We start from the raw sequence: 22,894 nt of genomic DNA, 5'->3' as shown, positions 1-22,894 counted from the left end.
AACCGCGCGCGGCCGGTCAGCTCGCGAGTGCCGTCACGGTCACCCCGCGCACCGCCACCACGTCCATCCGCCCGGGCGAGCCCAGCACCGACGCCCCGCAGCTCTCCGCGCGGGGCGGCAGGGACGCGCCCTGCGCCACCTCCACCCGCCACCGACGCCCGTCGGCGTGCGCGACGAGCACCTCCCAGCGCGGTGCCGCGCCGTCCGTCCGTACGACGGTCAGCGCCTCGGCGGCGTACTCGCCCACCTCGGTACGCACGGCCAGCTCGGCCGCCTGGCCGGGGCGCTCCCAGGCGGAGCTCCCGCGGCACCCCTCCAGGACGATCCGGCCCTCCCGCGCGCCGTGCAGCGCCTCCTTGACGGCATGCGCCTCGGCCCTGCCGTACGCGTAGCCGTGGGGCAGCACGAGCACCGTCGGTGCGAACCGGTGTCCGCCCAGGTGGGTGACCTCCCAGACGCCCTCGACTCCGGAGGAGGCGAGTTCGGCCGCAAGGGGCCGTCCGAGGAGCGCGCAGCAGCGATCGCGTTTGCCGTTGGTGCAGACGAGGGCGAGCGGATTCCCTTCGTGCGGCCGTCCGCCGAGTGCCGCGGCGAAGGTGTCGCTGCGCCCCATGCCGAGAGCGGCGAAGTCGAGGTCGAGCAGGCGCTCGGGGGCCGTGGTCGTGGCGGCGTGCAGCCACGTTCTGCCCGGAAGGGTGTGGGCCGCGTACACCTGGCGGGTGGCGGGCGTCCGGGAGTCCGCGTGCCGTCCCGGACGTCGTATGAGGGCGATCTGTACTCCGGTGCCCTTCGTGGCGGCCTCCAGGGCGCGGCCCAGAGCGAGGTCGAGGTGGCTCGACGTGAGCGCCTTGGCACCCCACGGACCTGGCTGCTCCAGCAGCAACCAGGTCCTCGCGGTGGCCGCGGTCCCCGCGACGGGCTCTTCGAACTCGCGGGATACGGTTGAGCACGTACTCACAGAGGTGAGCCTAACCTGAGTTGTTCCCGGGCGGCTTCCCGGCCCGTCCGCCCCCGTCGTGACGCTCACGGGGTCCGGGTGCGCCCGTGGTGAGGTGACACCTCTCCTCAGGGTGAACCCGCCACAAACGTCCCAAACGCTCCCGGTCGTCGATTCTTCGCCACGGGTGACTCTTCCGGAGGTTCCTTCGGGGCCCGAGTGGCGCACTTCGGACGGTGGTAGAACTTCCCGCAAGCGTTGCGCCCGTTGAGGTATGAGACGCCTGCGTACGTGGCGAGCCTCCTGCGCCCGGGGCTCGAGCTTGAAACGATGCCCTCGCGCATCGCGTGGCAGCGGGCGCAGGCGCGCGTGTGCCTCGAGAACAAAGGAAATTCAACAGTGAGTCAGATCATCCGCCGCCTGGGCGTTGCTCCGCGCTACCGAGGCAGCACGAATGGTGGGACATGTCCCGACATTTTCGAGCTGGCCGACGGGAACTTCGCCGTCATCGGTACGGATGTGACCGACTCGCTGGACGCCGGACTCCCCCCGGACGCGGCGCGCGCGGAGTACGAGCGGATCGTCATGATCACACGGGAGACCCTGGTCAGGGCGAAGGCCGACATTCCCGACGCCTGACCACGCCCCGGCGGCCCGGTCCGGGCATGGTGACACGGCCCCGGCCGGCTTCGCCGGCATCACTCGGCGGGAGGTTCGCCGACCACCCACCACTCGTCGGTGTCGGCCTCCTCCAACTGCCGGAGCAGATCGTCGACCATCAGCCCGAGTTCCGCCTCTTCGGTGTCCGCGATACTCGCCCGCTGCTGTGCGGTGGCGTACCAGTACTCCCTGACGATCGGGTTCTGGAAGGTGCCTCGGACGCGCTTGAAGAACTCGTCCTTGGTCAGGTTCCCGATGCGGTAGTAGAACAGCAGGTTGGTGTAGAGGGCGTTGGCGTAGAGGTACTGCCGCCGCTTCGCCGGTGAGGCGGGCACCTCGAAGATGTCCAGGACCTCGGCGAGTCCGGGATCGTCGATGGCTTTGCTCAGCAGCTCCCAGTGCTGGCGCTGCTGGCTGGCCAGATTGGCGTGCCGCTGGGCGTGTGCCTGCTGTTCCAGGCGTTCCAGGCGAACGCGAAGTGACTCCAGCGTGTGGCGTTGGGCCGCCGCGGTGGCGAGGACGCCCACGGCCATCCCCAGGCCCGCCACCGCGGCGACATCAAGCCCGCGCTTGCCGAATTTCCGTGTGGCCATGTCAAGTACCCCCGATCAGGCGGCCGTCCGCCGGTCGTCGGGATGCGGGTCGACGGTGGGGACCGGCGAGCGGTGGGCGGCGCGTGCCGCCTTCCAGGGTGCCGAGCGGCTCTGATCGGCGGGAAGGCGGAGAGGAGGCGCACGGAGGGAAGCGAGGGTCGCACGATCCGGCGCCTTGTCCCACGTCTGCCCCGCGAACGCTGCTGACAATCGTTCACCTCGGGGCCGTTCTCGCCGCTCGTATCCTGGGGAGTCAGTCGGTTCGCGGACGTACGCCGAGGCGCGAGCCGGTGTACGCGTGGGTGTGTGAGAGGGGTCGCGGAGTGGAGCGCAGCAGCGGTCGGCAGATTCCGGTCGTCGTCCTGGCCGGATTTCTCGGATCCGGAAAGACCACCCTGCTCAACCACCTCCTCCACCATAGCGGTGGCAGCCGTATCGGGGCCGTCGTCAACGACTTCGGTGCCATCGAGATCGACGCCATGGCCGTGGCCGGCGCGCTCGGCGACTCGACTCTCTCGCTGGGCAACGGGTGTCTGTGCTGCGCCGTCGACGGCAGTGAGCTCGATGTCTATCTCGAGCGGCTGGCACGGCCGTCCGCCGGGATCGATGTCATCGTCATCGAGGCCAGCGGTCTCGCCGAGCCGCAGGAGCTCGTACGGATGGTGCTCGCCAGCGAGCACCCCGGGATCGTGTACGGCGGGCTCGTCGAGGTCGTGGACGCCGCCGAGTTCGCGCGGACACGCGCCAGGCACCCCGGGATCGACCGGCATCTCGCCCTGGCCGATCTGGTCGTCGTGAACAAACTCGACCGGGTGGCGGACGCGGAGCGCGTGCTCGACGTCGTGCGGTCACTCGTCGACCGCGCCGCCGTCGTCCCCGCCACGCACGGCCGTGTCGATCCGGAGTTCCTCTTCGACTGCCGGCCCAGCGAGGAACGCGTCGGGCAGCTCTCCTTCGACGACCTGCACCGGCACGGCCCCGACGCGGACGAGCACACCGGGCACCTGCACGCCGCATACGACAGCCTGTCCTTCGCCTCCGCCGTGCCCCTCGATCCCCGGCGGCTGATCCGGTTCCTCGACAGCCGGCCGGAAGGGCTCTACCGGATCAAGGGGTACATCGACTTCGGGCCGTACGACACCGGGAACCGGTACGCCGTGCACGCCGTCGGCCGGTTCCTGCGCTTCTACCCGGAAGCCTGGCCGGCCTGCGCGGAGCGGCTGACGCAGCTGGTGCTCATCGGGACCGGCATCGACGCCGCCACGCTCCGCAAGGAGCTGGAGGCCTGCGTTGCCGACGCCCCGCACGCCGAGGCCCCACACGCCGACGAGCAGGACATGTGGGGCGTGCTGCGCTACGTAAGGGAGCCCGACGACCAGCGGGGTTAGCACACCTTGCCCGGGGCGGCCGATGGGATCAGAGCGGTCCCGCCACCATCGCCACCGTCTTCGGCAGGGGAATTCCCGAGCCGTCGCGGCGCGGGTCGGGTTCCGGGAGGTCGACCGGGGCGCCGTTCTTCTGTGAAGCGCGGGCCGGAGCGGGACCGGCCCAGGCCAGGGACAGGCAGTCCTCGCCCTTGAGGAACCGCTGGCAGCGCACCCCGCCGGTGGCCCGGCCCTTGCGCGGATACTGGTCGAACGGGGTCAGCTTGGCCGTCGTCTGGATGGAGTCGTCCAGCGTGCCGCGTGAGCCCGCGACCGTGAACACCACCGCGTCCACCGCCGGATCGACCGCCGTGAAGGTGATGACCTTCGCGCCCTCCGTGAGCTTGACGCCCGCCATACCGCCGGCGGGACGGCCCTGCGGACGGACCTGCGAGGCCTGATAGCGCAGCAGTTGTGCGTCGTCCGTGATGAAGACCAGGTCCTCCTCACCCGTGCGCAGTTCGACGGCACCGACGATCCGGTCGCCCTCCTTGAGCGTGATGACCTCCAACTCCTCCTTGCTGGAGGGGTAGTCGGGCACGACGCGCTTGACGACACCCTGCTGTGTGCCGAGCGCCAGGCCCGGCGACGACTCGTCGAGCGTCGTCAGGCAGACCACCTCCTCGTCCTCCGCGAGGGAGACGAACTCGGCCGTCGGCGCCCCACCGGAGAGGCTCGGGGTCGGCATCGTCTCCGGAAGCTGGGGGAGGTCGATGACGTTCACCCGGAGCAGGCGCCCCGCCGAGGTGACCACCCCCACCTCGCCGCGGGCCGTGGCCGGTACCGCCGAGACGATCAAGTCGTGCTTGACGCGCTTGGCGCCCGCGCCCTCGGGGAACGGCTCCGCGTGCGCCGTACGGGCGAGCAGGCCCGTGGCGGACAGCAGCACCCGGCACGGATCGTCCGCCACCTGAAGCGGCACGACGGCGGCCGGGAGGGCGGCCGACTCCTGCAGGACCGTACGACGGTCGTTGCCGAACTTCTTGGCCACCGAGGCCAGTTCGGCCGAGACCAGCTTGCGCAGCTCCGCGTCCGACTCCAGGATGCGGGTCAGCTCCTCGATCTCCTTGTTCAACCGCTCCTGCTCCGATTCCAGTTCGAGGCGGTCGAACTTGGTGAGACGGCGCAGGGGGGTGTCCAGGATGTACTGCGTCTGCACGTCACTCAGGGAGAAGCGCTCCATCAGGCGCTGCTTCGCCTGCGCGGAGTTCTCGCTGGAGCGGATGAGGCGGATGACCTCGTCGATGTCCACCAGGGCGGTGAGCAGGCCCTCGACCAGGTGCAGACGGTCGCGCCGCTTGCCGCGGCGGAACTCCGAGCGGCGGCGTACGACCTCGAAGCGGTGGTCGAGATAGACCTCGAGCAGTTCCTTGAGGCCCAGGGTGAGCGGCTGGCCGTCCACCAGGGCCACGTTGTTGATGCCGAAGGACTCCTCCATGGGCGTCAGCTTGTACAGCTGCTCCAGGACCGCCTCCGGCACGAAGCCGTTCTTGATCTCGACGACCAGGCGCAGACCGTGCGCGCGGTCGGTGAGGTCCTTGACGTCGGCGATGCCCAGGAGCTTCTTCGAGCCGACCAGGTCCTTGATCTTGGAGATCACCTTCTCCGGGCCGACCGTGAACGGCAACTCGGTGATCACCAGGCCCTTCCTGCGGGCCGTGACGTCCTCCACGGTGACCGTCGCGCGGATCTTGAAGGTGCCGCGGCCCTTCTCGTACGCGTCCCGGATGCCCGGGAGGCCGACGATCCTGCCGCCCGTGGGCAGGTCGGGGCCCGGCACATGGCGCATCAGGGCGTCGAGATCAGCGTTCGGATACCGGATCAGGTGCCGGGCGGCCGCGATCACCTCGCGGAGGTTGTGCGGCGGCATGTTGGTGGCCATGCCGACCGCGATGCCCGACGCCCCGTTCACCAGGAGGTTCGGGAACGCGGCGGGCAGGGTCACCGGCTCCTGCTCCTGGCCGTCGTAGTTGGGCGCGAAGTCGACCGTGTCCTCGTCGATGGACTCGGTCATCAGGCTCGTGGCCTCGGTCATCCGGCTTTCGGTGTACCGCATGGCGGCCGGCGGGTCGTCGTTGCCCAGGGAGCCGAAGTTGCCGTGGCCGTCGACCAGCGGGACCCGCATCGAGAACGGCTGCGCCATGCGCACCAGGGCGTCGTAGATCGACGCGTCGCCATGGGGGTGCAGCTTGCCCATGACCTCGCCGACCACGCGCGCGCACTTCACGTAGCCGCGGTCGGGACGCAGGCCCATCTCGTTCATCTGGTAGACGATGCGGCGGTGCACCGGCTTCATGCCGTCGCGCGCGTCCGGCAGGGCGCGGGAGTAGATGACCGAGTACGCGTACTCGAGAAAGGAGCCCTGCATCTCGTCGACGACGTCGATGTCGAGGATCCGCTCCTCGTACGAGTCGTCGGGCGGCGGGGTCTTCGTGCTGCGGCGGGCCATCGCTGCCGGCTCCTTGCTGAAGCGTGGGACGGTATCTGACGCGGACCATTGTGGACCGCCGCACCGACAACCGGGACCAGGACCCCGCCGCGGCCTTCCGTCGGGAGCCGGGGCCGGTGGCGCGAGCAGAGTACGCGCACCTGCCGTCGGCGCCGCGAGCGGGCCAGGGCCTCCGCCGACGGAGGCGTAGCGCTGGAGGACACGCCCCACGCACCTCAAACGCCCCACAGGCCACGTTCGTATCCCTCGCCCCACCCGGCACCCGCGGTTCTCGCTCTGGGCGAACCCGGTCCCGTCCGGGAACTTCACCGGTGCTCCGGACGCTTGCATACAGTGGCAGGACCGGCACAAACGGCGGATGCGACGACCGCCTCCGCGATCGAAGGGACGTACATGCCCATGGGTCACACGGCCACAGCCCAGGCAGGCTCCGGCGGCCTGACAGCGACCGAGCACCGTTTGGCCAACGGCCTGCGCGTGGTGCTCTCCGAGGACCACCTGACCCCTGTCGCGGCGGTGTGCCTCTGGTACGACGTCGGCTCGCGCCACGAAGTCAAGGGACGCACCGGCCTGGCTCACCTTTTCGAGCACCTCATGTTCCAGGGGTCCGGGCAGGTGAAGGGCAACGGTCACTTCGAGCTGGTCCAGGGCGCCGGAGGCTCGCTCAACGGCACCACCAGCTTCGAGCGGACCAACTACTTCGAGACCATGCCGGCCCACCAGTTGGAGCTCGCCCTCTGGCTCGAGGCCGACCGCATGGGCTCCCTGCTGGCCGCCCTGGACGAGGAGTCCATGGAGAACCAGCGGGACGTCGTCAAGAACGAGCGCCGCCAGCGCTACGACAACGTTCCCTACGGCACGGCCTTCGAGAAGCTGACCGCCCTCGCCTACCCGGCCGGCCACCCGTACCACCACACGCCCATCGGCTCGATGGCGGACCTGGACGCGGCCACCCTGGAGGACGCCCGCGCCTTCTTCCGCACGTACTACGCGCCGAACAACGCCGTGCTCTCCGTCGTCGGTGACATCGACCCGGAGCAGACGCTCGCCTGGATCGAGAGGTACTTCGGCTCCATCCCGTCCCACGACGGCAAGCCCGAGCCCCGCGACGGCTCGCTGCCCGAGATCCTCGGCGAGGAACTGCGTGAGCTCGTCGAGGAGGAGGTCCCCGCGCGTGCGCTGATGGCCGCCTACCGGCTGCCCGAGGACGGCACACGCGCGAGCGACGCCGCGGACCTGGCGCTCACCGTCCTCGGCGGCGGCGAGTCCTCCCGGCTCTACAACCGGCTGGTGCGACGGGACCGTACGGCCGTGGCGGCCGGATTCGGCCTGCTGCGGCTGGCCGGGGCGCCCTCCCTGGGCTGGCTGGACGTGAAGGCGTCCGGTGACGTGGAGGTACCGGTCATCGAGGCGGCGATCGACGAGGAGCTCGCCCGGTTCGCCGAGGAGGGCCCCACGGCCGAGGAGATGGAGCGCGCCCAGGCCCAGTTGGAGCGCGAGTGGCTGGACCGGCTCGGCACCGTCGCCGGCCGGGCCGACGAACTGTGCCGGTACGCCGTCCTGTTCGGTGACCCGCAGCTCGCCCTCACCGCCGTCGGGCGCATCCTCGACGTGACCGCCGAGGACGTCAGGGAGGTCGCCAAGGCCCGCCTGCGCCCGGACAACCGCGCGGTGCTCGTCTACGAGCCCCTCGCCGCCGAGACCGGGGAGTCCGAAGAAGCAGCGGCCGCCGGCACAGAAGAAGCCGCGGTCGTCGGCACCGACGAGAACGAGGAGGCGGCGAAGTGACCGAGCTCGCCACGATGGACTTCCACCCCCAGCCGCAGGCGGGCGAGGCCAAGCCCTGGGCCTTCCCGGCCCCCGAACGCACCACGCTCGGCAACGGTCTGACCGTCCTGCGCTGCCACCGTCCCGGCCAGCAGATCGTCGCCGTCGAGATGCTGCTCGACGCGCCCCTGGAGGCCGAGCCCGACGGTCTCGACGGTGTCGCCACGATCATGGCGAGGGCGTTCTCCGAGGGCACCGACAAGCACTCCGCCGAGGAGTTCGCCGCCGAACTGGAGCGCTGCGGCGCCACCCTGGACGCCTATGCCGACCACCCCGGCGTGCGCCTGAGCCTCGAGGTGCCGGCCTCACGGCTCGCCAAGGGGCTCGGGCTGCTCGCCGACGCCCTCAGGGCGCCCGCGTTCGCCGACAGTGAGGTCGAACGCCTCGTCCGCAACCGTCTCGACGAGATCCCGCACGAGCTGGCCAACCCCTCCCGTCGTGCCGCCAAGGAACTCTCCAAGGAGCTGTTCCCGGCGACTTCACGCATGTCCCGCCCGCGACAGGGCACCGAGGAGACGGTGGCCGGCATCGACTCGTCGGCCGTACGCGCCTTCTACGAGAAGCATGTCCGCCCCGCGACCGCCACCGCGGTGGTCGTCGGTGACCTCACCGGCACCGACCTGGACGAGCTGCTCGGTGACACCCTCGGCTCCTGGACCGGATCGGCCGCCGAGCCGCGGCCCGTTCCGCCGGTCGTCGCCGACGACACCGGTCGGGTCGTGATCGTGGACCGCCCCGGCGCCGTGCAGACGCAGCTGCTGATCGGCCGGGTCGGAGCGGACCGGCACGACCGCGTGTGGGCCGCGCAGGTACTCGGCACCTACTGCCTCGGTGGCACCCTCACCTCCCGCCTGGACCGCGTCCTGCGCGAGGAGAAGGGCTACACCTACGGCGTACGGGCGTTCGGCCAGGTCCTGAGGTCCGCGTCCCCTTCTCCCTCCGGAGGGTCCACGGGCGCGGCCATGCTCGCCATCAGCGGCTCCGTCGACACCCCGAACACCGGACCCGCCCTGCAGGACCTGTGGACGGTGCTGCGCACGCTCGCCGCGGAGGGCCTCACGGACGCCGAGCGTGACGTCGCCGTGCAGAACCTGGTGGGGGTCGCGCCGCTCAAGTACGAGACCGCCGCGGCCGTCGCCGGCACCCTGGCCGACCAGGTGGAGCAGCACCTGGCCGACGACTACCAGGCCGAGCTGTACCGCCGGCTCGCCACCACCGGCACCGTGGAGGCCACCGCGGCCGTGGTGAACGCCTTCCCGGTGGACCGCCTCGTGACCGTCCTGGTCGGCGACGCGGCGCAGATCAAGGCGCCCGTCGAGGCACTCGGCATCGGCGAAGTCACCGTCGTGCCCGCCGAGTAGACGACACGCAAGCGAAGCGCGCGCATGTGGGCCCTGGTGAGACGAAAGCCACCAGGGCCCACATATGACCGAATGGGGATGAATGGAGCCTGTCTGTCCTGTGGGATGCGCTACAAAAGCCGGGATTCGTTTGGGAATGGGAAGATGCCCCGCTTAGCGTCATCCGGGCTGTTCGTCGGGCAGTGCGCCGCACCCGCGGCACCGGACAGCCCTCGCCGAGTCCCCGTACGGCGCGAGCCGAGGGGAGCCGGGTACCCGATCATGCAGTCCCTGAGGTGAATCGGACGCCCACGCGTGTCGCGAGGGGGCCCGTAGGAGACCTTCCTGCTCCGAACCCTCCCCTAGGGCCTGAACAGCCTGGGGACCCCACCGCTGTCCCGGTAGGCGAGAGGGAAGGAAAGGACCACCCCCTACATGGCGTTCACACGCGCCACCGGGAAGCACCGTCGTCCCAGCCGCACGCACCGCGGCACCGCCAAGGCGGCGGGCGTCGCGGCCCTCACCACCACAGGTGTCGTCGGCTCCCTCGCGACCCCGGCGCTCGCCGCCGGACCCGCCGCGGAACGGACCGGCCTGACCCCCGTCGTCGCCATGGGCGACGAAGTCGCCGCCCGGGTCGACGCCCAGGCGGCCGCCCAGCACGAGGCCGCGCGGGAAGCGTCCCGGGCCGCCGCGCGCGAGGCCGCCGAGGAGGCAGCGAGGGAGAGGGCGGCGGAGGCGGCCGAGGAGGCCCGCGAAGCCGAGGAGCGCGCCGCGCGGGAGGCCGAGCGCAAGCGCCTCCACACCTTCGTGTCCCCGATCGCGGGCTCCTACGTCTCGACCGGTTACCTGTCCGGCGGCGCCGTCTGGTCCTCCGGCAGCCACACCGGTGTCGACTTCCACGCCGCGAGCGGCACCCCCGTGCTCTCGGTCGGCATGGGCACCGTCGTGGAGGCCGGCTGGGGCGGCGCCTACGGCAACCAGGTCGTCATCAGGATGCACGACGGCACGTACACCCAGTACGCCCACCTGTCGTCCCTCACCGTCTCGGTGGGACAGCAGGTCGCCCCGGGGCAGCAGATCGGCGTCTCCGGCGCCACCGGCAACGTCACCGGCGCGCATCTGCACTTCGAGGCCCGTACGACCGCCGAGTACGGCTCCGACATCGACCCCGTCGCCTACCTCCGCGCGCACGGCGTGCACCTCTGACCCGAGGCGCCTGTGACCCGAGGCATGAACCTCTGACGCCCCGGCTCGGTTCCCGAGCCGGGGCTTTCCGCGTTCCGGGCGGCCGGTTTTCCGAAAATACGCATGGCTTCCCGCTCATCTTCGGAAATTCCCGCTCATTGCAATGGAGCCACAAAGCACGTGTCGCTCGCCGACGTTTTACGGGGATTTCCCGGAGGTCGGTCGTGCGTATGTGGAGACGTGATTTCGCTGCATTTTCCACGAGCGCGGCGTCTTTCTCGAAGAAACGGAGCCGCGCCGCCCGGAAGGGGCGACGCGGCTCCACTCGCTGCCGGAGGACCTGTCAGACGGTCTCGGGCAGCTCCTCGAGGCCCTCGGAGACCAGCTTCGCCAGACGGTCCAGGGCGGCGTCGGCGCCCTCGGCGTCGGAGGCGAGGACGACCTCCTCGCCGCCCTCGGCGCCCAGGCTGAGAACGGCCAGCATGGAGGCCGCGTTGACGGGGTTGCCGTCGACCTTGGCGATCGTCACCGGGACGCCTGTGGCCGTGGCGGCTCGGACGAAGATGGAGGCGGGACGGGCGTGGAGGCCCTCGGCCCAGCCGACGTTGACGCGGCGCTCAGCCATGTGTTGCTGCCCTTCGGTGTTCAGGTTGTCTAGACCAGTTTCCCATATCGTGAACCACACCGGGAGCGGCACGCGTTCCCGCTTCCGGCGACACCGGACCGCGGCCTCGGTCCGGACCTTGTCCCCACAGACTGCCTCGCGCCGTTGTCGTACGCGAGCCGTACTCTGGGGCCCATGCAGACCTCCTCGGACCGGCATGAGTACCCCGCCCACTGGGAGGCCGACGTGGTGCTGCGCGACGGCGGCACCGCGCGCGTGAGGCCCATCACCGTTGATGACGCCGAGCGCCTGGTCAGCTTCTACGAGCAGGTGTCGGACGAGTCGAAGTACTACCGCTTCTTCGCGCCCTACCCTCGCCTGTCCGCCAAGGACGTGCACCGGTTCACGCACCACGACTTCGTGGACCGGGTGGGACTCGCGGCCACCGTGGGCGGCGAGTTCGTCGCCACCGTACGCTACGACCGGATCGGCCCCGACGGAACACCCGCCTCCTCCCACCCGTCGCCCACCGCACCCGCCGGAACGCCCGCCCCTCCGGTCTCCGACGAGGCCGAGGTCGCCTTCCTGGTGCAGGACGCCCACCAGGGCCGGGGCATCGCATCCGCCCTCCTCGAACACATCGCCGCCGTCGCGCGCGAGCGCGGCATTCGCCGGTTCGCCGCCGAGGTGCTGCCGGCCAACAGCAAGATGATCAAGGTGTTCACGGACGCCGGGTACACCCAGAAGCGCAGCTTCGAGGACGGTGTCGTCCGCCTGGAGTTCGACCTCGAACCCACCGACCGTTCGCTGGCCGTGCAGCAGGCGCGCGAACAGCGCGCCGAGGCCCGTTCCGTGCGGCGCCTGCTCACCCCCGGCTCGGTCGCCGTCATAGGCGCCGGCCGCAGGCCCGGCGGCGTGGGCCGCAGCCTCCTCGACAACATCCGGGCCGCCGGGTTCACCGGCCGCCTGTACGCCGTGAACAAGGCCTTCCCGCCGGAGCAGAAGGAACTCGCCGGCATCGACGGGAGCGACGGGGTGCCTGCCCACCGTTCGGTGCGGGACATCGACGGGCAGGTCGACCTCGCCGTCGTCGCGGTGCCCGCCGAGCACGTCCCCGAGGTCGTCGCCGAGTGCGGCGAACACGGAGTGCGGGGGCTCGTCGTGACGTCCGCCGGATACGCCGAAGCGGGCCCCGAGGGCCGCGAACGCCAGCGCGCCCTCGTCCGGCAGGCGCGCACGTACGGCATGCGGATCATCGGACCGAACGCGTTCGGCGTCATCAACACCTCCCCGGACGTACGGCTGAACGCCTCGCTCGCGCCCGAGATGCCGCGCCCCGGCCGCATCGGCCTGTTCGCCCAGTCCGGAGCCATCGGCATCGCCCTGCTGTCGCGGCTGCACCGGCGCGGCGGAGGCGTCACCGGCGTCACGGGCGTGTCCACCTTCGTCTCGTCCGGCAACCGCGCCGACGTCTCCGGCAACGACGTCATGCAGTACTGGTACGACGACCCGGACACCGATGTCGCCCTGATGTACCTGGAGTCCATCGGCAACCCCCGCAAGTTCACCCGCCTCGCCCGCCGGACCGCGGCGGTGAAGCCGCTCGTCGTGGTCCAGGGCGCCCGCCACAGCGCAGGGCCCCGCGGGCACGCCGTGCGCGCGACGCGACTGCCTCACGAGACCGTCTCCGCGCTGCTGCGGCAGGCCGGGGTGACCCGGGTGGACACCATCACGGAACTGGTCGACGCGGGCCTGCTGCTCGCCCGCCAGCCGCTGCCGTCCGGGCCCCGGGTGGCGATCCTGGGCAACTCCGAGTCCCTGGGGCTGCTCACCTACGAGGCATGCCTCGCCGAAGGGCTGCGTCCGCACCACCCGCTGGACCTCACCACCGCGGCGTCGGCGGCGGACTTCCACGCGGCCCTGTCCCGGGCGCTGACCGACGACACCTGCGACGCGGTGGTCGTGACCGCGATCCCGGCACTGGGGAGGCCGGCAGACGACACGGGGCTCGCCGAGGCGCTGCGCTCGGCCGCCGCCGCGACCCCGTCCAAGCCGGTCCTGGTGGTGCACGTGGAGCTCGGCGGCCTGGCGGAGGCCCTGTCGGCGGCGGCGAGCACGGCCCCGCAGACGGAGTCGTCCGTCCCGCCCCGGCCCACCCCGTTGGCGGCGGCCCCGCCCCGCCCCGCCCCGTCGGCCGGGGAGCGCGCACCCGCCGACGGCAGTCCGCCCGCGCCCGTGATCCTTCCCGAGGGCGCCCACCTCATCCCCGCCTACCCCGCCGCCGAACGCGCCGTCCGTGCCCTCGCCCACTCCGTCACCTACGCCCAGTGGCGGCGGGACGCCGCCGACCCCGGCAGGGTGCCCGGGTACGAGGACATCGACGAGAAGAGCGCCGCCGAACTCATCCACGCGCAGCTCACCCGCGGGCGAAGCCTCACCCTCGGCACCGAGGAGACCTGCGACCTGCTCGGCGCCTACGGCATCCACGTGCACCGCGCCCTCCCGGCTCCCACGCCCGACGCCGCCGTCGAGGCCGCCCGCACCCTGGGCCACCCCGTCGCCCTCAAGGTGACCGCCCCGCACCTCAGGCACCGCGCCGACCTGGGCGGCGTACGGCTGGACCTGGCGGACGAGGAGCAACTGCGCCGGGCGTACGCCGAATTGACCCATCAGCTCGGCACACCCGAGGAGCTGCGCCCCGTCGTGCAGCGGATGGCGCCGCGCGGTGTCGACACCATCGTCCGCGCGGTGATCGATCCCGCGGCCGGTGCCGTGCTGTCCTTCGGGCTCGCCGGACCCCCTTCGCAGCTGCTCGGCGACATGGCGCATCGGCTGATCCCGGTCACCGACCGGGAGGCGACCTCCCTGGTGAGGTCGATCCGCACCGCGCCCCTGCTGTTTGGCTGGCGCGGCTCGACCCCGGTCGACACCCCCGCGCTGGAGGAACTGCTGCTGCGGGTGTCGCGGCTGGTCGACGACCATCCCGAGGTCGTCGCCGTCGCCCTGGAGCCGGTCGTCGTCGCCACCCACGGCGTGAGCGTCCTCAGCGCCTCCGTACGCCTGGCCCCGCCGCCCGCCCGCGACGACCTCGGCCCCCGGACGCTCCCGGCGTACTGAGGGCCGGCGTCGGCCCTCGGGCGTTCCCACCCGGCAGGCCGCCGGGTGTTTGACGGTGCGTCGAGCGGGCCACCCGCGCCCCGGTCGCAGGACGGGTACGCCGGTACCGGCCCGCCCGTCCGATGAACTGAGAGAACGGCATACACCTCGGGGTCATCGACGCCGACAGGACCGGACCCCCCTGGCCCGGCACGCCGCCCGCAGGAGTCATGAGCGCCGGACTCTCCGCCGAACCCCCCGCCGTCCCCCGCCGTCCCCCGTCGTGCTCTCGGCCGATCCGTCGATCCGTCGATCCGCCGATCTGTCGAGCACACGTGTGCGGGCGCCCGACGCGGATCACCGACCTCGTGCGCGCACCGTGTGCCGCCCCTGAACGGGATGCCGTGCGGTTCCGCCGAGCCGCACGCCCGGCGCCGTTCGTGGCGCGGCGATGCCCCTCCGGACGGCTCTCCCTGCTACACAGAGCACTGAATGACGACGAACCAGACATAACCGCCAAGGCTCGAGCGGAGGCCGCTCGCGCATCAGCGGTCGGGCCGCCGTGAAGGAGTAGGTGCTGACGTGCTGGTCCTGCTGGCCGCCTACGCGACGGTCGCAGCGTCGATCCCCTGGTGGGAGCGGCGACTCGGCCACGCGGTGTGGGCCGTGGCGGCCCTGGTGCCGTTGGCGACGGTGGTCTGGGCGGGCACGCGGGTGGCGGGCGTTCTGGACGGCGGCGCGTACCGGGAGTCCCTGCACTGGGCTCCGGCGCTCGGCCTGACGGTCGATCTGCGCCTGGACGCCCTGTCGCTGCTGATGCTGTGGGTGGTGGCCGGTGTCGGAGCACTGGTGCTGCTGTACTGCCGGTACTACGTCGAACGTGACGCCGGCCGCCTGGCCGCTCTGCTGCTGGCCTTCGCCGGGGCGATGACCGGACTGGCCCTGGCGGACAACCTCTTCGTGCTGTACGTCTTCTGGGAGCTGACCACGGTCGCCTCCTTCCTGCTGATCGCAGGGCGCGGAAAGCGGGCCGAGCAGCGGCGCGCCGCCCGTCAGGCACTGCTGGTGACGGCGGCCGGCGGCCTGGCGATGCTGCTCGGTTTCCTCGTGCTGGGCCGGGCGGCCGGCACGTACCGCGTCTCGGCGATCCTCGCGGACCCCCCACGGGGCGGCGCGGTCTCCGCCGCCGTGGTGCTCGTCCTGGTCGGCGCGTTCACCAAGTCCGCGCAGATGCCGCTGCACGGCTGGCTGCCCGCGGCGATGGTGGCCCCCACACCGGTCAGCGCCTTCCTGCACGCGGCGGCGATGGTCAAGGCCGGGGTCTACCTGATCGCCCGCCTGGCGCCCGCCCTGGCCGACGTGACGCCGTGGCGGCCGATGGTGCTCGGCGTGGGGCTCGCCACGATGGTGGTGGCCGCGTGGCGGGCGCTGCGCGAGACCGACCTGAAGCTGCTCCTCGCCTATGGGACCGTCAGCGAACTCGGCCTGCTGACCGCCCTGCTGGGCGCCGGTACCCGTACGGCGGCACTGGCCGGGGCGGTGATGCTGCTGGCGCACGCGGCGTTCAAGTCGGCGCTGTTCCTGTCCGTCGGGATCGTGGACCACCACACAGGTACGCGCGACATCCGGGAGCTGTCGGGACTGGGCCGCCGGCTGCCCATATTGTTCGGCGTCACGGCACTCGCCACCGCGTCGATGGCCGGTCTGCCGCCCCTCGTCGGCTTCCTGGGCAAGGAAGCCGCCCTGGACGCGTTCCTGCACGGCACCGAACTCGCCGGCCACCACCAGCTGACGGCGGTGCTCGTGTGCGGCTCCACGCTGACCGTGGCGTTCGCGGCACGATTCCTGCACGGCGCCTTCGGCGGGCCGCCGTCGGGGAGGACGGCGCGGTCCGCGCGGAGCCCGGAGGCGGGATTCGTCGCACCGGTGGCCGTACTGTCCGGGGCGGGCCTGGTGCTGGGCGTGGCGCACACCGGCACGGCGGCCCTGACCACCGCCTACGCCGACGCCTATCCGCCGGGGCCGGCGGACCGTACGAACTGTCCCTGTGGCACGGGTTCACTCCGGTACTCGGGCTGTCCGCACTGTCGCTCGTCGCCGGTCCCCTGATCCACGCGCTCCGACATCGCGCTACCGCGGCGGACCGCCTGCCGCGCCTGCCCGACGTGCAGCACGCGTACGACCGTGCGATCGAGGGCGTGGACCGGCTGGCCGTGACACTGACCCGGCACACCCAGGTCGGCTCGCTGCCCGCCTATCTGACCGTGCTGCTCGCGACGGTCATCGCGGTGCCCGGCGCGGCACTCGTGGCGGCGGCACCGTCGCTGGGGTCACCGCCACTGTGGCGGTATTCGCTCGAACCGGTTCTGGCCGTGGTCATGCTGGCCGCCGCCGCGGCGGTGGTGGCCGCCCGGCACCGGCTCACCGCCGTCCTGCTGACCGGGGCCGTCGGGTACGGCGCGGCGGGCCTGTTCCTGGTACGGGGAGCCCCGGACCTGGCGCTCACCCAGTTCCTGGTCGAGACGATGACGCTGGTCGTCGTGGTGCTGGTGCTGCGCCGGATGCCGGCCCGGTTCGATCCCGGCCGGAGGTCGGTGCCGGGGCGTGTGCTGCGGGGCGCGGTGGCCGTCGGGGTCGGCGCCGTCGTCACCTGCTTCGCGCTGGCGGCGGCCTCCGCGCGTACGGCCCCGGTGATCTCGCCCGGGTACCTGCGCCGGGCGGCGGAGACGGGCGCCTACAACGTCGTCAACGCGATCATCGTCGACTTCCGGGCCCTGGACACACTGGGCGAGATCTCGGTCGTGCTGGTGGCGGCGGTCGGGGTGGGCAGCCTGGTCCGGTTCCGCGACCGCGGCGCGGTACGGGCCGCCGACGAGGAACCGCCCGCCCGCTTCCCCACGACGCACTGGGACGAGCCCCGGCAGACCTGGCTGCCGGGAGCCGGTGAACGGCCCGGCGGCGAGCGCTCGGTCCTGCTGGAAGTGGCCATTCGGCTGCTCTTCCCCTCGATCCTGGTGCTCTCGCTGTTCCTGCTGTTCTCCGGGCACTACCGCCCCGGCGGAGGATTCTCCGGCGGCCTGGTGGCGGGGCTGGCGTTCGTCCTGCGGTACCTCGTCGGCGGACAGGCCGACCTCGGCGCCGCCGTACGCCTGCGCCCGGTCGCGGTCGCGGGCACGGGCCTGGTGATCGCGGCGGTCGTCGGCCTGGCGCCGCCGGCCGTCGGCGGTACACCGCTGGACAGCCGTCTGATGACCTGGCACCTGCCGCTGGTGGGCGAGGTGAAATGGGCGACCAGCCTGTTCCTCGATGTCGGCGTCTACCTGCTCGTGGTCGGTGTCGTCCTCAAGCTCCTGTCGGCGGTGGGCGTCTCGCTCGGAGAGGCCGGTGCGGCGGCGGCCCGGGAAGGGGAGGGATCCGTTCGGTGAGCGGCGCGGTGGACAACACGGTGAACACCCTCGACGTGACGATGGCCGTCGTGGTGGGCGGCCTGTTCACGATCGGCTTCCACCTCATGCTGCACCGGTCCCTGATGCGGATCGTCCTCGGCTTCATCCTCCTGGGCCACGGCACCAACCTGCTGCTCCTGGTCGCCGGCGGCACCCCCGGCCGGCCTCGGTACTGGACGGGCGGCCGGTGGACCCGGCGGAGCCCGCCGACCCGCTGCCCCAGGCCATGGCGCTGACGTCGATCGTGATCACGTTCGGTCTCACGGCGTTCCTGACGGCCCTCGCCTACCGCTCCTGGCGGTTGTCCGGCAGCGACGAGGTGCGCGACGACGTGGAGGACCGGCGCATCGACATCGCCCTGCAGCGTGCCTGGGCCGACGAGGTGAGCGGCCCACACGAGGAAACGGACCGCGACGACGGTGCCGACCTCGGCGACGGTGCCGAACCCGGCGGCGTCGAGGGCGACGACAGTGAGCCGGACCACCGCGGCCACGGCACCGCACCGGGGGGACACCGATGACCGCGCTGCTGCTCGCCCTGCCCGTGGTGCTGCCGGTCCTGGGCGCCGGTGTGACCCTGCTCAGCCTGCCCGGCCGGGTGGTCCGCGTGATGAGCGCCCTCGTACTGGCGGGCGTGCTGGCGGACGCGGTGGTTCTGCTCGTCCTCGCCGACACCCGCGGCCCGCAGGCCGTGCACGTCGGCGGCTGGCCGGCCCCGCTGGGCGTCACGCTCGTCGCCGACCGGCTGTCGGCACTCCTGCTCACCGTGTCCGTCCTGGTGACCCTGGCCGTGCTGCTCTTCGCCATCGGCCAGGGAACCGCCGAGGAACGCCGCAGCACGGCGGAGGTCTTCCACCCGGCCTACCTGCTGCTCGTCACCGGGGTGAGCCTGGCCTTCCTCACCGGCGACCTGTTCAACCTCTTCGTGGCCTTCGAAGTGCTGCTCGCCGCCTCCTACGTCCTGATCACCCTGGACGCCGACGGAAACCGCACCCGGGCCGGCATGACGTACACGATCATCAGCCTGACGTCCTCGCTGCTGTTCCTCACGTTCGTCGGCCTGGTGTACGCGGCCGTCGGCACGGTCACCCTGGCCCAGCTCGGGCCGCGGCTCGCCGAACTCCCCGACGGCCTGCGCGGCGCGCTCGCCCTGCTGCTCCTGGCCGTCCTGGGCATCAAGGCGGCGATCGTCCCCCTGCACTTCTGGCTGCCCGACAGCTACCCCACCGCACCGGCGCCGATCACCGCCGTGTTCGCCGCACTGCTGACCAAGATCGCCGTCTACTCCCTGCTGCGCACCCAGACGCTGCTCTTTCCGCGCTCCAGCGTGTGGACCCTGCTGGCCTGCGTGGCGATCGCCACCATGGTCGTGGGCATCCTCGGCGCCCTCGCGCAGGACGACGTCAACCGGCTGCTGTCCTTCACCCTCGTCAGCCACATCGGCTTCATGCTGTTCGGGCTCGCGCTGTTCGACGCCATCGGGCTCACCGGCACGGTCCTCTACATGGTCCACCACATCGTCGTCCAGGCCGCGCTCTTCCTGGCCGCCGCCCTCGCCGTACGCCACACGGGGACAACGGGCCTGGACCGCATGGCACAGCGGCCGCCCCCGACGCCGGTGGTCGCCGTGCTGTTCGCCGTCCCCGCTCTGAGCCTGGCCGGGATCCCGCCGTTCTCCGGGTTCGTGGCCAAACTGACCCTGCTGCGGGCCGGTGTGCGGCAGGGCGGCACCGCGGCGTACGCCCTCGCCGCGGTGCCGCCCTGCTCACCAGCCTGCTGACGCTCTACGCCATGAGCCGGGTGTGGACCAGGGCCTTCATGCGGCAGGAGCCGCACCCGGACCGCCGTGACGCCGACCGCCGTGACGCCGACCGCCGGGCCCCGGCACCGTGGGGCGAGCCGGCGGCCCCCGACACCGCTCGCCACCCCGGGCGCCGCGCCGACCGGAACGGAGCCGGGCTGATGACCGCCGCCACCGCCGTCATGGTGGTGACCAGCGTCGCGGTCGCCGTCTGTGCGGGTCCGCTCGCCCACGTCGGCGAACAAGCCGCACACGAACTGCTCGACCCGCGGGCGTACCGCTCCGTCGTCATGACCGAGGGGGACCGTTGACCCGCCGGGAGAACACCGGCCGGGTCCGGCACCACCTGCCCATGGTCGGCTGGCTGTGGCTGCTGTGGATCCTGCTGTGGGGGGCCGTCAGCCCGGTGGTCCTCGTCGGAGGCCTGCTCGTCGCCACGGCCGTCGTCGGGACCTTCTCCCTGCCGCCGGTCCTGCCGGGGGCCGTGCCCCGACCACTGGCGATCGGGCGCCTGCTGATCGACCTGCTGACCGATCTCGTCGGGTCCGGGGCCACCGTCGCCTGGCAGGTCCTGAGGCACGGGGGAGAACGACCGCCGCGATCGTCGAAGTCCCGCTGCAGGTCGACAGCGACCTGCTGATCACCGCCGTGGCCGAGTTCACGACCATCGCGCCCGGCACGCTGGTGGTGGAGATCGACCGGCGCCGGCAACGGCTGTACGTCCACACGCTCCCGGTCCGCGACGAAGCCGACCTCGCCCGCCGCAGAAAGGCGGTGCAGGCCGTGGAGCGCAAGGTCGCGCGGGCCGTCGGCAGCACCCGCCGCCCCACCGGACCGCCCGGAGACGACGGCTCCGGGCCTTCCCCCGACCCGGGGCCTTCCCCCGACCCCGATCAAGGAGGCAGAACACCATGACCGTCATGTACACCGCCACCCTGGCCGTGGTGGCCGCGGCCGGACTGCTCACCCTGCTGCGACTCGTGCGCGGTCCGGACGCGCTCAACCGCATCGTGGCGCTGGACGTCCTCCTGACGATGATCATCGCCGGGACCGCCGTGGGCATGGCCCTGCGCGAGGACACCGCGCCCCTGCCCGTGCTCGTCGTCCTCGCCCTGCTCGCTTTCACCGGATCGGTGACGGCCGCCCACCTGATCGAGAAAGGGCCGGCCTGCGATGACCGCCGTGTCCGACGTGATCACCGCCGTCCTGCTCCCGGCCGGCGCGCTCTTCTGCCTGCTCGGCTCCGTGGGACTGCTCCGCTTCCCGGACATCGGCAGACGCCTGCACGCGGCCGCCAAGGCCCAGACGCTCGGCCTGCTGCTCATCCTGGCGGGAACCGCCGCGCAGATGCCCCTGCGCTACGCGCCGGTGCTGCTGCTCGTCATCCTGTTCCAACTGCTCACCGCGCCGATCACCAGCCAGATCGTCGGCCGTACCGCCTACCGCGTCCAGGCCCTCGACCGCCGCACGCTGTTCCGGGACGAACTCGCCGACCGCCTCGCGCGGGACGGCACTCCGGTGGACGAGCAGCCGCCGAGCGAGGACGCGGACCGGTGAAGCCCCGACGCCCGGCCGGCCCGGACCCGCGCGCGGGGGAGTGCCACGACCGGTGCCTCGCAGTCAGTGGCCCCCCGTAGGATGGGCGCCATGGCCAAGACCAGTACGACGACCCAGGGGCTGCGGACGGCGATCGAGCGCAGCGGCTACTACCCGGCCCTCGTGGCGGAGGCGGTGGAGGCCGCCGTGGGCGGCGAGCCCGTCCGGTCGTACCTGGTCCACCAGGAGACGACGTTCGACCAGAACGAGGTGCGGCGCCATGTGACCGTGCTCGTCCTCACCGGCAACCGCTTCATCGTCAGCCACACCGACGAGCAGGCCGCCGACACCACCTCCCCGACGCCCTACGCCACCACGTCCACGGAGTCGGTGAAGCTCAGCCGGATCTCGTCGATCGTGGTCAGCCGCGTGGTCGCCAATCCGGAGTCGTACAAGCCGGGCACACTGCCCCGTGAGATCGTGCTCACCATCGGCTGGGGCGCGGTCTCCCGCCTCGACCTGGAGCCGGCCGCCTGCGGCGACCCCAACTGCGAAGCCGACCACGGCTACACCGGCAGCTCGACCGCCGACGACCTCAGCCTGCGGGTCAGCGAGGCCGGGGACGGACCGGAGACGGTGCGCCAGGCGCTCGCCTTCGCGCAGGCCCTCTCCGAGGCGACCGCGGACCCCACGAACTGATGACACACACCTCCGAGACCCCGCACACCCCGAACCCCGCGCCGGCCGCCCACACCACTGCCTGGCCCCTCACCCCCGGGGCCCACCCCGAGCCCCTCGCCCCGGCCTCCGCGCCCCGGCCCGAATACGGCACCGGCTCGCTGGCCGACCTGCTGCCCACGCTCGCCGCGGGCATGGGCGTACCCAGCCTCACCGCCGCGATCCCGGAGCTGCGCCCCGCCGACCGGAACTGCGTGTTCCTGATCGACGGCCTCGGCTGGGAGCAGCTGAAGGCGCACCCGCAGGAAGCCCCGTTCATGGCGTCCCTGCTGCCCGGCTCGCGCGGCGGCACCGGACGGCCGATCACCACGGGCTACCCGGCCACCACCGCCACCTCCCTCGCCTCCGTCGGCACCGGCCTGCCGCCCGGAGCGCACGGCCTGCCCGGGTACACCGTGCGCAACCCGGACACCGGCGAGCTGATGAACCAGCTGCGCTGGCAGCCCTGGACCCGGCCCGACACCTGGCAGCCGCACCCCACGGTCTTCCAGCTGGCCCACCGCGCGGGGGTGCACGCCGCCCAGGTGTCCTCGCCCGCCTTCGCCCACACGCCGTTGACGAAGGTCGCGCTGAGCGGGGGCACCTTCCACGGGCGGCTGTCCGGCGAGGAGCGCATGGACCTCGCGGCCGAACAGCTGGCCGCCGCCGACCGCTCCCTGGTCTACACGTACTACGCCGAGGTCGACGGCGCCGGACACCGCTTCGGCGTCGACTCCGACACCTGGCGCGGCCAGCTCATGTACGTGGACCGCCTGGTCCAGCGACTGGCCGAACAACTCCCGCCGCGCAGCGCGCTCTACGTCACCGCCGACCACGGGATGGTCGACGTGCCCTTCGACGAGGAGCACCGCATCGACTTCGACCACGACTGGGAGCTGAGCGCCGGGGTCGCCCTGCTCGGCGGCGAGGGCCGCGCCCGCCACGTCTACGCAGTTCCCGGCGCCGGGAACGACGTACTGACGTGCTGGCGCGAGGTGCTCGGCGAGCAGTTCTGGGTGGCCTCGCGGGACGAGGCGATCGCGGCGGACTGGTTCGGCCCCCGCATCGACGACCGCGTGTACCACCGCATCGGCGATGTGGTCGCCGCCGCGAGGGACGACGTGCTGATCATCGCCTCGGAGCGGGAGCCGAAGGAGTCGGCGATGGTCGGCAACCACGGTTCGCTGACCCCTGCCGAGCAGCTGGTCCCGCTGCTCGAAGTACGCTCCTGAGGCTCCCGGCCGTCGTCCCCGACCCAGCCCGTCCCCGCCGAAAGG

The 22,894-nt window shown here is 72.2% G+C and carries 17 protein-coding genes and 3 pseudogenes; 16 read left to right on the top strand and 4 right to left on the bottom strand.

Translation table 11 applies throughout. From position 1 onward, the window contains the following. Positions 1–16: 16 nt before the first annotated feature. Positions 17–958 carry a sucrase ferredoxin gene (locus tag WJ438_RS11420; protein ID WP_406725140.1) on the bottom strand — a complete coding sequence of 314 codons (942 nt, stop codon included), beginning with the start codon at positions 956–958 and terminating at the stop codon, positions 17–19. A gap of 378 nt (positions 959–1,336) precedes the next feature. Between WJ438_RS11420 and WJ438_RS11415 the strand changes: the two genes are divergently transcribed. Further along, positions 1,337–1,576, top strand: coding sequence for a hypothetical protein (locus WJ438_RS11415; protein ID WP_406725139.1), 240 nt, complete (start codon positions 1,337–1,339; stop codon positions 1,574–1,576). A 59-nt stretch (positions 1,577–1,635) separates the two neighbouring features. On the opposite strand, the gene WJ438_RS11410 is transcribed toward WJ438_RS11415, so the two are convergent. Continuing rightward, positions 1,636–2,190, bottom strand: coding sequence for a DUF6082 family protein (locus WJ438_RS11410; RefSeq protein WP_406725138.1), 555 nt, complete (start codon positions 2,188–2,190; stop codon positions 1,636–1,638). Between the two features lie 323 nt (positions 2,191–2,513). Here WJ438_RS11410 and WJ438_RS11405 point away from each other — a divergent pair, with 323 nt between their 5' ends. Beyond that, positions 2,514–3,578, top strand: coding sequence for a CobW family GTP-binding protein (locus tag WJ438_RS11405; RefSeq protein ID WP_406725137.1), 1,065 nt, complete (start codon positions 2,514–2,516; stop codon positions 3,576–3,578). Positions 3,579–3,606: 28 nt separating this feature from the next. Here the strand turns inward: WJ438_RS11405 and WJ438_RS11400 are convergent, their stop codons facing one another. Then, positions 3,607–6,063: a DNA topoisomerase (ATP-hydrolyzing) subunit A gene (locus WJ438_RS11400; RefSeq protein WP_406725136.1), complete on the bottom strand. Its 2,457-nt coding sequence runs from the start codon at positions 6,061–6,063 to the stop codon at positions 3,607–3,609. A gap of 393 nt (positions 6,064–6,456) precedes the next feature. Here WJ438_RS11400 and WJ438_RS11395 point away from each other — a divergent pair, with 393 nt between their 5' ends. The 3 genes from WJ438_RS11395 (at position 6,457) to WJ438_RS11385 (ending at position 10,439) form a co-directional block, all read left to right on the top strand. Continuing rightward, on the top strand, positions 6,457–7,851 hold the full coding sequence (locus WJ438_RS11395; protein WP_406725135.1) for a M16 family metallopeptidase: 1,395 nt from the start codon (positions 6,457–6,459) through the stop codon (positions 7,849–7,851). Further along, positions 7,848–9,251 carry a M16 family metallopeptidase gene (locus WJ438_RS11390; protein ID WP_406725134.1) on the top strand — a complete coding sequence of 468 codons (1,404 nt, stop codon included), beginning with the start codon at positions 7,848–7,850 and terminating at the stop codon, positions 9,249–9,251. Before WJ438_RS11395 ends, WJ438_RS11390 begins: the two co-directional genes overlap by 4 nt. A gap of 414 nt (positions 9,252–9,665) precedes the next feature. Next, the gene (locus WJ438_RS11385) at positions 9,666–10,439 is read left to right on the top strand and encodes a M23 family metallopeptidase (protein ID WP_406725133.1); all 774 of its coding nucleotides are present in this window, start codon (positions 9,666–9,668) and stop codon (positions 10,437–10,439) included. A gap of 322 nt (positions 10,440–10,761) precedes the next feature. Here the strand turns inward: WJ438_RS11385 and WJ438_RS11380 are convergent, their stop codons facing one another. Then, on the bottom strand, positions 10,762–11,043 hold the full coding sequence (locus tag WJ438_RS11380) for an HPr family phosphocarrier protein (RefSeq protein ID WP_406725132.1): 282 nt from the start codon (positions 11,041–11,043) through the stop codon (positions 10,762–10,764). Positions 11,044–11,217: 174 nt separating this feature from the next. On the opposite strand from WJ438_RS11380, the gene WJ438_RS11375 reads away from it, so the two are divergent. The 11 genes and pseudogenes from WJ438_RS11375 (at position 11,218) to WJ438_RS11325 (ending at position 22,849) form a co-directional block, all read left to right on the top strand. Beyond that, a complete protein-coding gene (locus tag WJ438_RS11375) occupies positions 11,218–14,139 on the top strand; it encodes a GNAT family N-acetyltransferase (RefSeq protein WP_406725131.1) in 2,922 nt (973 codons plus the stop codon). A gap of 561 nt (positions 14,140–14,700) precedes the next feature. Further along, positions 14,701–16,227, top strand: coding sequence for a proton-conducting transporter membrane subunit (locus tag WJ438_RS11370; protein WP_406725130.1), 1,527 nt, complete (start codon positions 14,701–14,703; stop codon positions 16,225–16,227). Positions 16,228–16,283: 56 nt separating this feature from the next. Beyond that, entirely contained in the window at positions 16,284–17,543 is a 1,260-nt protein-coding gene (gene mbhE / locus WJ438_RS11365; protein ID WP_406725129.1) for a hydrogen gas-evolving membrane-bound hydrogenase subunit E, read from the top strand. After that, positions 17,540–17,800: an NADH-quinone oxidoreductase subunit K gene (locus tag WJ438_RS11360; protein ID WP_406725128.1), complete on the top strand. Its 261-nt coding sequence runs from the start codon at positions 17,540–17,542 to the stop codon at positions 17,798–17,800. Before mbhE ends, WJ438_RS11360 begins: the two co-directional genes overlap by 4 nt. Continuing rightward, positions 17,791–18,084, top strand: a complete 294-nt coding sequence (locus WJ438_RS11355) for a hypothetical protein (RefSeq protein WP_406725127.1) — start codon at positions 17,791–17,793, stop codon at positions 18,082–18,084. The genes WJ438_RS11360 and WJ438_RS11355 overlap by 10 nt, the downstream gene beginning before the upstream one ends. Continuing rightward, positions 18,081–19,675, top strand: a pseudogene (locus tag WJ438_RS11350) (Na+/H+ antiporter subunit D). The gene WJ438_RS11355 and the pseudogene WJ438_RS11350 overlap by 4 nt, the downstream one beginning before the upstream one ends. A 41-nt stretch (positions 19,676–19,716) precedes the next feature. After that, positions 19,717–20,279 (top strand): annotated as a pseudogene (locus WJ438_RS11345) (Na+/H+ antiporter subunit E). Beyond that, positions 20,276–20,461: pseudogene (locus WJ438_RS11340) on the top strand (sodium:proton antiporter); the annotation flags it as partial. The pseudogenes WJ438_RS11345 and WJ438_RS11340, both read left to right, overlap by 4 nt. 76 nt (positions 20,462–20,537) lie before the next feature. Next, positions 20,538–20,921 carry a monovalent cation/H(+) antiporter subunit G gene (gene mnhG, locus WJ438_RS11335; protein ID WP_406725126.1) on the top strand — a complete coding sequence of 128 codons (384 nt, stop codon included), beginning with the start codon at positions 20,538–20,540 and terminating at the stop codon, positions 20,919–20,921. 81 nt (positions 20,922–21,002) lie between these two features. Next, on the top strand, positions 21,003–21,599 hold the full coding sequence (locus WJ438_RS11330) for a DUF5998 family protein (protein WP_406725125.1): 597 nt from the start codon (positions 21,003–21,005) through the stop codon (positions 21,597–21,599). Next, entirely contained in the window at positions 21,599–22,849 is a 1,251-nt protein-coding gene (locus WJ438_RS11325; RefSeq protein WP_406725124.1) for an alkaline phosphatase family protein, read from the top strand. The genes WJ438_RS11330 and WJ438_RS11325 overlap by 1 nt, the downstream gene beginning before the upstream one ends. The last annotated feature ends 45 nt before the right edge of the window (positions 22,850–22,894 follow it).

The organism is Streptomyces sp. GD-15H, assembly GCF_045291515.1.
Taxonomy (GTDB): domain Bacteria; phylum Actinomycetota; class Actinomycetes; order Streptomycetales; family Streptomycetaceae; genus Streptomyces.
The sequence above is the reverse complement of the archived record's forward strand: the minus strand, read 5'-3'. Positions and strand labels throughout refer to the sequence as shown.

What these genes read in the sequence shown, in the direction of transcription:
- WJ438_RS11375 (WP_406725131.1), top strand. Translation starts at nt 11,218, where the DNA reads ATGCAGACCTCCTCGGACCGGCATGAGTACCCCGCCCACTGGGAGGCC.
- WJ438_RS11410 (WP_406725138.1), bottom strand. Translation starts at nt 2,190, where the DNA reads ATGGCCACACGGAAATTCGGCAAGCGCGGGCTTGATGTCGCCGCGGTG.
- mnhG (WP_406725126.1), top strand. Translation starts at nt 20,538, where the DNA reads ATGACCGCCGTGTCCGACGTGATCACCGCCGTCCTGCTCCCGGCCGGC.
- WJ438_RS11325 (WP_406725124.1), top strand. Translation starts at nt 21,599, where the DNA reads ATGACACACACCTCCGAGACCCCGCACACCCCGAACCCCGCGCCGGCC.
- WJ438_RS11380 (WP_406725132.1), bottom strand. Translation starts at nt 11,043, where the DNA reads ATGGCTGAGCGCCGCGTCAACGTCGGCTGGGCCGAGGGCCTCCACGCC.
- WJ438_RS11395 (WP_406725135.1), top strand. Translation starts at nt 6,457, where the DNA reads ATGCCCATGGGTCACACGGCCACAGCCCAGGCAGGCTCCGGCGGCCTG.
- WJ438_RS11330 (WP_406725125.1), top strand. Translation starts at nt 21,003, where the DNA reads ATGGGCGCCATGGCCAAGACCAGTACGACGACCCAGGGGCTGCGGACG.
- WJ438_RS11400 (WP_406725136.1), bottom strand. Translation starts at nt 6,063, where the DNA reads ATGGCCCGCCGCAGCACGAAGACCCCGCCGCCCGACGACTCGTACGAG.
- WJ438_RS11385 (WP_406725133.1), top strand. Translation starts at nt 9,666, where the DNA reads ATGGCGTTCACACGCGCCACCGGGAAGCACCGTCGTCCCAGCCGCACG.
- WJ438_RS11355 (WP_406725127.1), top strand. Translation starts at nt 17,791, where the DNA reads ATGGCGCTGACGTCGATCGTGATCACGTTCGGTCTCACGGCGTTCCTG.